The sequence below is a fragment of the Roseateles sp. FW301-B2 genome (assembly GCF_058788955.1).
Window position 1 is genome coordinate 18686 of sequence record NZ_JBYTBE010000015.1, and the last position, 10128, is coordinate 28813.

At 69.1% G+C, this 10128-nt stretch carries 10 protein-coding genes; 5 read left to right on the forward strand and 5 right to left on the reverse strand.

The genetic code is table 11. From position 1 onward, the window contains the following. The first annotated feature begins 18 nt into the window (after positions 1-18). From AC3WQY_RS12105 to AC3WQY_RS12120, 4 genes are read left to right on the forward strand one after another with little or no spacing between them, the layout of a single operon-like run. Positions 19-1017, forward strand: a complete 999-nt coding sequence (locus AC3WQY_RS12105; protein ID WP_492708653.1) for an ABC transporter substrate-binding protein — start codon at positions 19-21, stop codon at positions 1015-1017. Beyond that, positions 1017-1847: an ABC transporter ATP-binding protein gene (locus tag AC3WQY_RS12110; RefSeq protein WP_492708655.1), complete on the forward strand. Its 831-nt coding sequence runs from the start codon at positions 1017-1019 to the stop codon at positions 1845-1847. The genes AC3WQY_RS12105 and AC3WQY_RS12110 overlap by 1 nt, the downstream gene beginning before the upstream one ends. After that, the gene (locus AC3WQY_RS12115) at positions 1844-2716 is read left to right on the forward strand and encodes an ABC transporter permease (RefSeq protein WP_492708657.1); all 873 of its coding nucleotides are present in this window, start codon (positions 1844-1846) and stop codon (positions 2714-2716) included. The genes AC3WQY_RS12110 and AC3WQY_RS12115 overlap by 4 nt, the downstream gene beginning before the upstream one ends. A gap of 42 nt (positions 2717-2758) precedes the next feature. Further along, on the forward strand, positions 2759-3493 hold the full coding sequence (locus tag AC3WQY_RS12120; protein WP_492708659.1) for a hypothetical protein: 735 nt from the start codon (positions 2759-2761) through the stop codon (positions 3491-3493). On the opposite strand, the gene AC3WQY_RS12125 is transcribed toward AC3WQY_RS12120, so the two are convergent. The 3 genes from AC3WQY_RS12125 to AC3WQY_RS12135 form a co-directional block, all read right to left on the reverse strand. Continuing rightward, a complete protein-coding gene (locus AC3WQY_RS12125) occupies positions 3474-4157 on the reverse strand; it encodes an amino acid ABC transporter permease (RefSeq protein ID WP_285233208.1) in 684 nt (227 codons plus the stop codon). The two genes, AC3WQY_RS12120 and AC3WQY_RS12125, sit on opposite strands and share 20 nt — an antisense overlap. Next, the gene (locus AC3WQY_RS12130; RefSeq protein ID WP_492708661.1) at positions 4154-4855 is read right to left on the reverse strand and encodes an amino acid ABC transporter permease; all 702 of its coding nucleotides are present in this window, start codon (positions 4853-4855) and stop codon (positions 4154-4156) included. Before AC3WQY_RS12130 ends, AC3WQY_RS12125 begins: the two co-directional genes overlap by 4 nt. A gap of 85 nt (positions 4856-4940) precedes the next feature. Beyond that, complete coding sequence (locus AC3WQY_RS12135) at positions 4941-5786, reverse strand: ABC transporter substrate-binding protein (RefSeq protein ID WP_492708663.1); 846 nt, start codon at positions 5784-5786, stop codon at positions 4941-4943. A gap of 159 nt (positions 5787-5945) precedes the next feature. Here AC3WQY_RS12135 and AC3WQY_RS12140 point away from each other — a divergent pair, with 159 nt between their 5' ends. Beyond that, positions 5946-6962 carry an isopenicillin N synthase family dioxygenase gene (locus AC3WQY_RS12140; protein ID WP_492708665.1) on the forward strand — a complete coding sequence of 339 codons (1017 nt, stop codon included), beginning with the start codon at positions 5946-5948 and terminating at the stop codon, positions 6960-6962. Here AC3WQY_RS12140 and AC3WQY_RS12145 read toward each other — a convergent pair. Together AC3WQY_RS12145 and AC3WQY_RS12150 are read right to left on the reverse strand one after the other, a co-directional pair. Further along, positions 6945-8315: a Gfo/Idh/MocA family protein gene (locus AC3WQY_RS12145; protein ID WP_492708667.1), complete on the reverse strand. Its 1371-nt coding sequence runs from the start codon at positions 8313-8315 to the stop codon at positions 6945-6947. The genes AC3WQY_RS12140 and AC3WQY_RS12145 overlap by 18 nt on opposite strands. 25 nt (positions 8316-8340) lie before the next feature. Then, the gene (locus tag AC3WQY_RS12150; protein WP_492708669.1) at positions 8341-10050 is read right to left on the reverse strand and encodes a DUF3472 domain-containing protein; all 1710 of its coding nucleotides are present in this window, start codon (positions 10048-10050) and stop codon (positions 8341-8343) included. Positions 10051-10128: the final 78 nt, after the last annotated feature.

A 10128-nucleotide genomic window follows, 5' to 3' on the forward strand; every position in this document is an offset into this window, starting at 1 on the left:
GAACACGCTGGCCACCCCATGAAAATCAACACCCTAATTTCCGCCGCACTCGCGCTCAGCCTGGCCGGCACGGCCGCACATGCCGAGGGTCAGCTGCGCATCGCCGAGCAGTTCGGCATCGTCTACCTGCTGCTCAATATCGCGCAGGACCAGAAGCTGATCGAGAAGCACGGCAAGGCCGCGGGCCTGGACATCAAGGTCGAGAACGTCAAGCTCTCGGGCGGCGCCGCCGTCAACGAGGCCCTGCTCTCGGGCAGCATCGACATCGCCGGCGCCGGCGTGGGTCCGCTGCTGACCATCTGGGACCGCACGGCCGGCAAGCAGAACGTGCGCGGCATCGCCTCGCTGGGCAACTTCCCCTACTACCTGACCAGCAACAACCCGGCGGTGAAGACAATTGCCGACTTCACGGACAAGGACCGCATCGCGCTGCCGGCGGTGGGCGTGTCGGTGCAGTCGCGCATCCTGCAGCTGGACAGCGCCAAGCGCTGGGGCGATGCGCAGTTCAACCGGCTCGACAAGCTGCAGGTGGCGCTGCCGCATCCCGAGGCCACCGCGGCCCTGGTGAAGGGCGGCACCGAGGTCAATGCGCATTTCGGCAATCCGCCCTTCCAGGAGCAGGGCCTGGCCGGCAACCCGGCGGTGCACATCGTGCTGAAGAGCTACGAGGTGCTGGGCGGCCCGGCCTCGGCCACCGTGCTCTACACCACCGAGAAGTACCGCCGCGACAACCCCAAGACCTATGCCGCCTTCATTGCGGCCCTGGGCGAGGCGGCGCGCCTGGCCAGCACGCAACCCGAGCTGGCGGCCGACATCTTCATCCGCAGCAACAACTCCAAGCTGGAGCGCGACTTCCTGATCAAGATCATCAAGAACCCCGAGGTGCAGTACAAGCTCACGCCGCAGAACACCTACACCCTGGCGGACTTCATGCACCGCGTGGGCGCCATCAAGACCCGCCCCGGCCGCGCGCAGGACTACTTCTTCGACGACGCGCACAACGCGGCGGCCAACTGATGAACGCGCTGCTGCAGGAGCTCCTGCCGGCTTCACCGCTGGCGTCACCGCCGGATGCGGCGCCGGCCCGCCCGCTGCTGCAGGTGCGCGGCCTGAGCCTCGAGTACGCCAGCGCGGGCCAGGTGCAGCGCGCCACCCACGAGCTGAGCTTCGACGTGCTGGAGGGCGATCGCTACGTGCTGCTGGGCGCCTCGGGCTGCGGCAAATCGTCCCTGCTCAAGGCGATCGGCGGTTTTCTGCCCGCCGCCGAGGGTCAGATCTTGCTGGACGGCCGGGCGGTGCAGGGCCCGGGCCCCGATCGCGTCGCGGTGTTCCAGGAATTCGACCAGCTGCCGCCCTGGAAGACGGTGCTGGCCAATGTGATGTTCCCCCTGCTGGCGAGCCGGCGCGCCAGCCAGGCCGAGGCGCGCGAGCGCGCCTGGCACTGGCTGGCCAAGGTGGGCCTGGCGGACTTTGCCCAGCGCTACCCGCACCAGCTCTCCGGCGGCATGAAGGCGCGCGTGGCGATTGCGCGCGCGCTGGCGATGGGCCCGCGCGTGCTGCTGATGGACGAGCCCTTTGCGGCGCTGGATGCGCTGACACGCCGGCGCATGCAGGAGGAGCTGCTGCAGCTGTGGGCGCAGGAGCGCTTCACGCTGGTCTTCGTTACCCATTCGATCGAGGAGGCGCTGGTGCTGGGCAACCGCGTGCTGCTGCTCTCGCCGCACCCGGGCCGGGTGCGCGCCGAGCTCGATGCCGAGCGCTTCGATCTGCACAGCCAGGGCTCGCCCGAGTTCCAGGCCCAGGTCCAGCGCGTCCACCAGCTGCTGTTCAGCGGAGTCAAGCGATGAGCGTGATTGCCTTTGTACCCCCGCGCGCCGAGTTCGTGCGCGAGCTGCCGCCCCTGCCGGCGCATACCCGCGCGCACCGTCTGCCGCTGGCGCAGCGCCTGTGGCAGGCGGCGGCGCTGCGGCGCGGCCTGATGCTGGCGCTGCTGGCGGGCCTGTGGGAGCTGGGCGCGCGCTGGGCCGGCAACGACCTGCTGCTGCCCGGTTTCGGCCAGACGGCGCTGGCCTTTGCGCAGGGCCTGCGCAGCGGCGAGTTGCTGCAGCGCGCCGGCATCTCGCTGGCCCTGCTGCTGCAGGGTTATGCCATGGGCGTGGCTCTGAGCCTGGCGCTCACGGCGCTGGCCGTCTCCACCCGGCTGGGCCGCGACCTGCTGGCCACGCTCACCGCCATGTTCAACCCGCTGCCCGCGATCGCGCTGCTGCCGCTGGCCCTGCTGTGGTTCGGCCTTGGCGCCAAGAGCCTGATCTTCGTGCTGGTGCATGCGGTGCTGTGGCCGCTGGCGCTCAACACCCTGGCCGGCTTTCAGTCGGTGCCCGAGACCCTGCGCATGGCGGGCCGCAACTACGGCCTGCGCGGGCTGCGCTTCGTCTGGCAGATCCTGGTGCCCTCGGCCCTGCCGGCGGTGCTCTCGGGCCTGCGCATCGCCTGGGCCTTTGCCTGGCGCACCCTGGTGGCGGCGGAGCTCTTCTTCGGCGCCTCCTCGGGCAGCGGCGGCCTGGGCTGGTACATCTTCCAGAACCGCAACGAGCTGCTCACCGACCGCGTCTTTGCCGGCCTGGCCATGGTGATACTGATCGGCCTGCTGGTGGAGACGGTGGTCTTCAACACCGTGGAGCGGCTGACGGTGCGGCGCTGGGGCATGCTGCGTTAGTTGTGCGGCTATCATCGGCATCCCGCCTCGGACATGGGATGGATGATGACAAGCACAAGCCGTCGAATCGCATGGAGCTGCATCGCGCTGTGCGCCGCCATCGTGCTGGCCGCGCTGGGCTGGGCGGCCTTCACCCTGGAAGGGCAACGCAGCAGCGCCGCGCAGCAGTTCGCGCTGCAGCGCGGCCTGGAGAATGGGCGCCAGCTGCTGGCGCAATACCAGCGACAGCCCGTGGAGAAGGACTGGCAAGCCGTGATGAACAAAGCGGCGGCCCTGACGGCCCTGCAGAGCCTGCGCTTCGGCCCGGAGCAGCGCGGCGAGCTGGCGGTGCTGGTGCCTGGCAAGACCGCCGGGCTGGCCCAGCTGGCCGCCGTGCCGGGCGCGCAACTGACGGCCTATGCGCCGCCCGACCCGCTCTGGCACTGGACGCTGGTGGCCCGTTTGCCCCAGGCCAGCTCCCTGGCCGTTGCACCAGAGCAATGGCTGCCACAAGTGCTGATGGGGCTGCGCCACGAGCCTCTCTTGTCGGGTGCCGCGGTGCTGACCCTGTTGTGCGCCTGCGGGGCGGGCCTGCTGCTGGCTGCTCAGGCCCGGGCCATCGTTGCCGAGGCGAGCCCCGTCAGCGCGCCGGCCAGCCGCGCCGCGCCGCTCGGCGATCTGGAGGCGGCGGTGCGCGAGAACCAGCAGCTGCGCCACGAACTCAGCCAGCAGGCCGAGTTGCTGAGGTTGCAGGCCGACGGGGTGCGCGCGCGCCGCGTCAAGCAGCCCGTGTATTGAGCCGGCGCTCCAGCGCATAAGCAACGCGCGAGAGCCCGAAGCAGAGCACGAAGTAGCTGCCGGCGAGGGTGGCGTAGACCTGCAGCGGCTTGACCAGCACCTGGGCGTTGATCTGGTTGGCGATGTAGGAGAGCTCCGAGAGGCCGATGATGGTGCCCAGCGAGGTCTCCTTGATGGTGGAGACGAACTGGTTCACCAGCGAGGGCAGCATGTGGCGCAAGGCCTGCGGCAGCAGCACCAGGCGCAGCGCCTGCGGATAGCTCATGCCCAGCGAACGCGCCGCCTGCAGCTGGCCCTTGGGCAGGGCCTGCAGGCCGGCGCGCACGATCTCGGCCAGGTAGGCGGCGTCGAACAGCACCAGGGCGGCCAGCATGGTGGCGAACTGGTTGGTCTTGAGGCCGGTGACGCCGGGCAGGAAGAAATAGGCCCAGAACACCACCATCAGCAGCGGCGTGCCGCGCACCACGAACACCAGGCCGGTGACCGGCAGGCGCAGCCAGGGCAGCGGGCTCACGCGCGCCAGGCCCAGCAGTACGCCCAGCGGCAGGGCCAGCAGCAGGCCCAGGCTGGCCAGCACCAGGGTCAGGGCCAGGCCGCCCAGCGGGCCGTTCGGGTACTGGCCGACCAGGAAGTAGAGCCAGTAGGTGTCGATCAGCTCGCTCATGATGCCCGCAGCCTGACCGGGTAGCGCCATTGGTAGAGCTGGGCCAGCGCGGTGATGAGCAGGGAGATGCCCAGGTAGCCGGCGGTGACCACCGCAAAGGTCTCGAAGCCGCGGAAGCTGGCGGTCTCGACGCGCTGGGCCTGGTACATCAGCTCGGCCGCGCCGATCACGGTGGCGATGCTGGTGTTCTTCCAGAGGTTGAGCGTCTGCGAGATCAGCGGCGGCACAGTGATGCGCAGGGCCTGCGGCAGGATCACCAGGCGCATGCTGGCCAGGAAGCCGAAGCCCAGTGCGCGCGCCGCATCCAGCTGGGTGTGAGGCACGGCGCGCAGGCCCGAGCGGACGTCCTCGGCCATGTAGGCGGCGCTGTAGATGGTGAGGGCGATCACCGCGGCGGCGGCCTCGACATTGCCAGCGTAGAGCCAGGCCTTGACGCCCTCGGGCAGGGCCTCGGGGGCACCGAAGTACCAGAACAGCATGTGCACCAGCAGGGGCACGCTGCGCACCCCCTCCACATAGGCAAAGCCCAGCGCCTGCGCGATGCGCGCGGGCGCCAGGCGCAGCAGCGCCACCAGCACGGCCAGCGGCAGGGCCAGCAGCAGGGTGATGGCGGTGAGCTGCAGCGAGAACAGGAAACCGCTGAGCAGCCACTCGCGGTACTGGCCCTGCAGCAGCAGGGCAAAGTCAAGTTGAGGCATAGGGTGCGCGCATGGGCAGAAAAGCAAAAGACGCCCCGGCGGTCTGGCCGGGGCGTCGATGCGCTATAGCGCCTGGGCTCAGCGCTTAGGCATCCACCTTGTCGCTGTCGATCTTGAACGTGCGGCTGGGGAACTTGAGCTTGGTCTCGGGGCCGTACCACTTGACGAAGAGCTTGTTGGCCTCGCCGCTCTTTTCCAGCTCGCGCAGCACGCCGTCCACCAGGGCCTTGAACTTGCTCTCGCCCTTCTTGATGCCGAGCGCCAGCGGCTCGACGCTGAGGTTCTGCGGCAGGATGGTGAATTGCGCCTGCGCGGCACCCAGCTTGGCATGTTGATCCAGCAGCGAGACCTCGTCGTTCACAAAGGCCACGCCCTTGCCCTGCTGCAGGGCCTGGAAGGCCTGCGGGCCGGTCTCGAAGGTCACCACCTCCACATTCGGCACGGCCTTGCGGATATTGGGTTCCTGCGTGCCGCCCTTGATGGTGACGACCTTCTTGCCGGCCAGGTCGGCGACGTTCTTGATGCCGCTATTGCTCTTCACCAGCACCTTCTGGCCGGTCACGAAGGTGGTGAGCGAGAAGTCGATCACCGCCTCGCGCTCCTTGTTGTGCGTCAGCGAGGCGGCCAGCAGATCCACATGGCCCTGCTGCAGCTCGGGCACGCGGGCGGCCACGGCGAGCTGCTTGATCTGCAGCTTCACGCCCAGCTTCTGCGCAATCGCGCGTGCCAGGTCCACCTCGTAGCCGATGATCTCGCGGCTCTTGGGGTCGATATAGCTGTTGGGCTCGTCGGTGCCCAGCACGCCGACGACCAGCTCGCCCTTTTTCCTGATGTCGTCCAGCTGGTCGGCATGGGCGGCGGGGGCGGCAGAGATGGCAAACAGGGCGGCGGTGACGGCCAGCACGGTGGCGCTGCGGCGGGTGATGTTCATGGTTTCTTTCCTTCCTTCCTCATGGGGTTTTGCGATGGGCCGAAGATTAGGGTTTGTGCGGAGTCGAGGGAACGATTCCTTGCTCATATCCATATGCGTGAATGCATCTAGAGCCTGTGTTCTCATGCGCCGATCGCCATTGCCCGCCGCCCAGCCACCATGACCGACAGCCTGCCCATCATCGACATCCAGCCCCTGCTCGAGGGTGGCGACGCCAGCGCGCCGGCCGCGCAGATCCGCGCCGCCTGCCGCGCCCATGGCTTCTTCTACATCCGCGGCCATGGCGTGGACGCGGCGCTGATCGCCGAGCTGGAGCGGCTCAGCCGCGCCTTCTTCGCCCAGCCCGAGGCCTGGAAGCTGCAATGGCCCATGAGCGCGGGCGGCCCCGCCTGGCGCGGCTATTTCAAGGCCGGCGGCGAGCTGACCTCGGGCCTGCCGGACTGGAAGGAGGGGCTTTATCTGGGCAGCGAGCTGGCGCCCGAGCATGCGTTGGTGCGCGCCGGCACGCCGCTGCACGGGCCCAATCTCTGGCCCGATCTGCCCGGGCTGAAGGAGGCGGTGCTGGCCTATATGGAGGCGGTGAGCCGCGCCGCGCATGCGCTGCTGCGCGGCATTGCGCTGAGCCTGGAACTGCCGGCGGACTATTTCGATGCGCGCTACACCGCCGACCCGCTGATCCTGTTCCGCATCTTCAACTACCCCTCAAGACCTGCCCCCAGCGTCGCGCAATGGGGGGTGGGCGAGCACACCGACTACGGCCTCCTGACCCTGCTGTATCAGGACCCGACCGGCGGCCTGCAGGTCAAGACCCCGGCGGGCTGGATCGAGGCGCCGCCCGTGCCGGGCACGCTGGTGTGCAATATCGGCGACATGCTGGATCGCATGACGCGCGGCTACTACCGCTCCACCCCGCACCGCGTGCGGCTCAACAGCAGCGGGCGCGACCGGCTCTCCTTCCCGCTGTTCTTCGATCCGAATTTCGCCGCGCGTGTGCAGCCCATCGAAGGCATCCCCGCGGCCGCGGACGACCGTGCCTCGCGCTGGGATGGCGCCAGCGTGCATGCCTTCGAGGGCAGTTACGGCGACTACCTGATGGCCAAGGTGGGCAAGGTGTTCCCCGAGCTGGGGCAGGCCGTGCTGGCGGGCACGGCGCCGCCCTCAATACCGGTCGTCTAGCGCGAAGATGGGCTTGCGCGTCTTCCACAGGCCCTCGGTGAAGTCCGGGAAGGCCAGGGTCTTGAAGCCCTCGGCGATCGACTGCTCCGACAGCGGCGTGATGGCGCTCCAGGCCACCGCGTCGTAGATGTCGATGGGCATCGGTGCGTTCGCCTTGAGCGCCTCGACGAAGGCGTGGATGACGAAGAAGTCCATGCCGCCATGGCCCGCGCCCTCGGCCGCCGCGGCGTACTTCTTCCACAGCGGATGGTCGTAGCGGTCCTGGTAGGCCTGGAAATCCTCCCACTGGTGCGGCTTGCTCCGGCCCTCGATATGGATGCTGTGGTTCACATCCATCCAGATGCCGTCGGTGCCCTGCACGCGGAAGCCCAGCGAGTAGGGGCGCGGCAGCGAGGTGTCGTGCTGCAGCAGGATGGTCTCGCCGTTCTCGCAGGCCAGCGTGGTGGTGACCACGTCGCCGAGCTTGAAGCCGAGCTTGGCATTGGGGTGCTCCTTGGCGCCCATCTTCCTGCCCACATAGTCCTGCAGGCCGCGCGCCTTGGACGCGAAGCTGTTGATGTGGGTGAAGCGGTTGCCGCGGTGGATGTTCACCGCCATCGCGCAGGGGCCGATGCCATGGCTGGGGTAGAGCTCGCCGTTGCGGGTGAGCGAATGCTGGGTGCGCCAGCGCGCCTCGCTCCAGCCCTTGGCGCCGAACTCCACGCCGCTGCCATAGGGCTTGGCCGGGTCGCCGTTGTTGAACTTCACGGCGCGCAGATCATGCTGGTAGCCGCCCTGCAGATGCACCAGCTCGCCGAACAGGCCGGCGCGCACCATCTGCAGCACCGCCATCACGTCGCGCCGGTAGCAGACGTTCTCCAAGAGCATATAGGGCGTGCCGCTGCGTTGCTGGGTGCGCAGCACGTCCCAATGGTCCTGCAGCGTGACGCCGGCCACCACCTCGCAGCCCACCGGCACCTTGGCGTTCATGGCGTCGATGGCCATCGAGGCATGCAGCTCCCAGGGGGTGGCGATGATGACGCCGTCCAGCCCCTTCTGCTCCAGCAGCTTGCGGTAGGCGAAGGGGTCGCCGCCGGCGTCGCTCACGCCATAGGTCTGCGGCCTGGCCTTCTTGTGCTTGTCCACCATCGCCAGCGCGCGGCCCAGCATGATGGGTTCGATGTCGCACAGCGCCGCCACCTCGACGTCGTCGCGGCGCAGCAGCTCCTTCAGCAAGACCTGGCCCCGCATGCCGGTGCCGATCAGGCCCAGGCGCAGGCGCTCGCGGCCGGCCCGCGCCAGGGTGGGGAATGCGGTCGCACCGGCCAGCGCGGCGGCGGAGGAGAGCGAGAGGAAATGTCTGCGGTTCAACATGGTCTGATGTCTTTGACGGGATGGTTCAGGGCAGGGCGTTGATCTGCCATTCCTGGGTCGGGCCTTCGCCAGGGGTCCAGGCCAGCACGTTGGCGCCGGCGGCCATGCTGCCGCCCGCGATGTCCAGTGCCAGGCCGCTGCCCACATTGATGAGCGAATAAACCCCGGGTCTGATCTGCACGATGTTCCACTCCTGCGCGGCGCTGCCGTTGGCAGTGTAGATGTCGACATTGCTGCCCGCGGCGGTGCCGGCCACGTCCAGCGCCAGGCCGCTGCGCGGATTGATGAGCTTGTAGACGCCCGGCCGCACGACGCTGATGTCCCATTGCTGGGCCGCGCCGCCATGCAGCGGATAGGCCTCGACATTGGTGCCGGGGCTGGTGCCGCCGGCCACCACGTCCAGCGCCATGCCGGCGCTGCCCAGGTTCACCAGGGTGTTGAGGCCCAGGCTGAAGGGCTTGGGCGGCGGCGGCGCTTCCCAGGGCATGGGCACGCTGCGCGGCCCGCCGGGCAGGTTGAGTGGCTGGCCCACGGCCGTGCCGCCGGTGCTGAGCTTGAAGCGGCCGTTCTCGTACGCGAACTGGTAGTTGCTGCAGATCTCGTTGTGGTCCGGGGTGTAGACCGCCGTGCCCTTGGCCTTGTGCACCTCCACCCATTGGCCGCTGGCGGCGTCGCGGTAGCGCACCTGGGCGTAGCTGGCGGCGCGCACCTTGTTGTCCAGGCAGTCGTTGCCCTGCTTGCTCCAGTCCTCCACGAAGCCATAGGCGCCGGCCTGGGCGAGCGGCTTGGGCAGGCGCATGGTGGCGAGCTTTTGCCGCAGGCCGGTGCCGGTGTCGGTGAAGTACATGCTGACGTCCTGCTTGCCGCCGGGCGCCGCGGCCAGCTCCAGCTCGAAGCGGTAGGCCACATTGACGGCGGGCTTGAAGGGCGACTCGCACTTGATGCCGGTGCCCTCGCCGCCGAAGTTGCTGCAGCTGGAGATGCCGGGGTCGATCACCTCGGGGCTGATGCCGTTCACGTCCCACAGCGAGAACAGCAGCTGGTGCGACTGCACGCCGCCATAGCCGCCGTTGAAGCCGATCACCTCGTAATAGGTGGTGGGCTCCCAGGTGAGGGGCGTGACCTCGGCGCTGAAGCGGTCCCAGGCCGGGCTGCTCCAGTTGATGTGGATGGAGTTGGCGCGCGTCTGGTGCTTCTTGGCCTCGCCGGTGATGACGGCGCTGGCGCCGCTGCCGTCGGCGCGGCGGATGCTGATGTCCAGCGCCTGCTTGAGCTGGCTGCCTGCGGTCCACCAGGCGCTGGCGCGGCCGTAGGCATCGGTGAGCGGGCTGTCGGGGAACACCCAGCCGCTCTTGAGCTCGCCATCGCGGGGCTCCCAGCGCACCGTGCAGCCGGCCACCGGCTGGCCGTCCAGCGTCACGCGCACCTTCAGTTTGCGCGGCTGGTGGGTCTGGTTGCCGGACTCGATGGCGGGGTCGTAGAGGCTGCTGGAGTAGACCGAGCCGACGCGCGCCACGCCGGCGTCGGGCGTCAGCGCGGTGACGATGCTGCCGGCGGGGCAGTCGGGCTGCTGCTGCTGCTGCTCGCTGCCGGCGGCCAGGGCCCGGGCAGCGGGCGCCTGCGCGGCCCGCTCGGGGGCGGTGGCGGCCGTGCCGCCGCCACCGCAGGCCGTCAGCAGGGCGCTGAGACTGGCCAGCGCGGCCAGACGGGTCGAAGTTTGGAACGATGCGGACATGGAGCCACCTCGCGGATGAAAGCGATCAAAACAGATGTCGAAGGAGGGGGGCGGGGGGGGGGGGGGGGGGGGGGGGGG

Coding starts and splice junctions, on each gene's coding strand:
- AC3WQY_RS12105 (WP_492708653.1), top strand. CDS start 19: ATGAAAATCAACACCCTAATTTCCGCCGCACTCGCGCTCAGCCTGGCC.
- AC3WQY_RS12110 (WP_492708655.1), top strand. CDS start 1,017: ATGAACGCGCTGCTGCAGGAGCTCCTGCCGGCTTCACCGCTGGCGTCA.
- AC3WQY_RS12115 (WP_492708657.1), top strand. CDS start 1,844: ATGAGCGTGATTGCCTTTGTACCCCCGCGCGCCGAGTTCGTGCGCGAG.
- AC3WQY_RS12120 (WP_492708659.1), top strand. CDS start 2,759: ATGATGACAAGCACAAGCCGTCGAATCGCATGGAGCTGCATCGCGCTG.
- AC3WQY_RS12125 (WP_285233208.1), bottom strand. CDS start 4,157: ATGAGCGAGCTGATCGACACCTACTGGCTCTACTTCCTGGTCGGCCAG.
- AC3WQY_RS12130 (WP_492708661.1), bottom strand. CDS start 4,855: ATGCCTCAACTTGACTTTGCCCTGCTGCTGCAGGGCCAGTACCGCGAG.
- AC3WQY_RS12135 (WP_492708663.1), bottom strand. CDS start 5,786: ATGAACATCACCCGCCGCAGCGCCACCGTGCTGGCCGTCACCGCCGCC.
- AC3WQY_RS12140 (WP_492708665.1), top strand. CDS start 5,946: ATGACCGACAGCCTGCCCATCATCGACATCCAGCCCCTGCTCGAGGGT.
- AC3WQY_RS12145 (WP_492708667.1), bottom strand. CDS start 8,315: ATGTTGAACCGCAGACATTTCCTCTCGCTCTCCTCCGCCGCCGCGCTG.
- AC3WQY_RS12150 (WP_492708669.1), bottom strand. CDS start 10,050: ATGTCCGCATCGTTCCAAACTTCGACCCGTCTGGCCGCGCTGGCCAGT.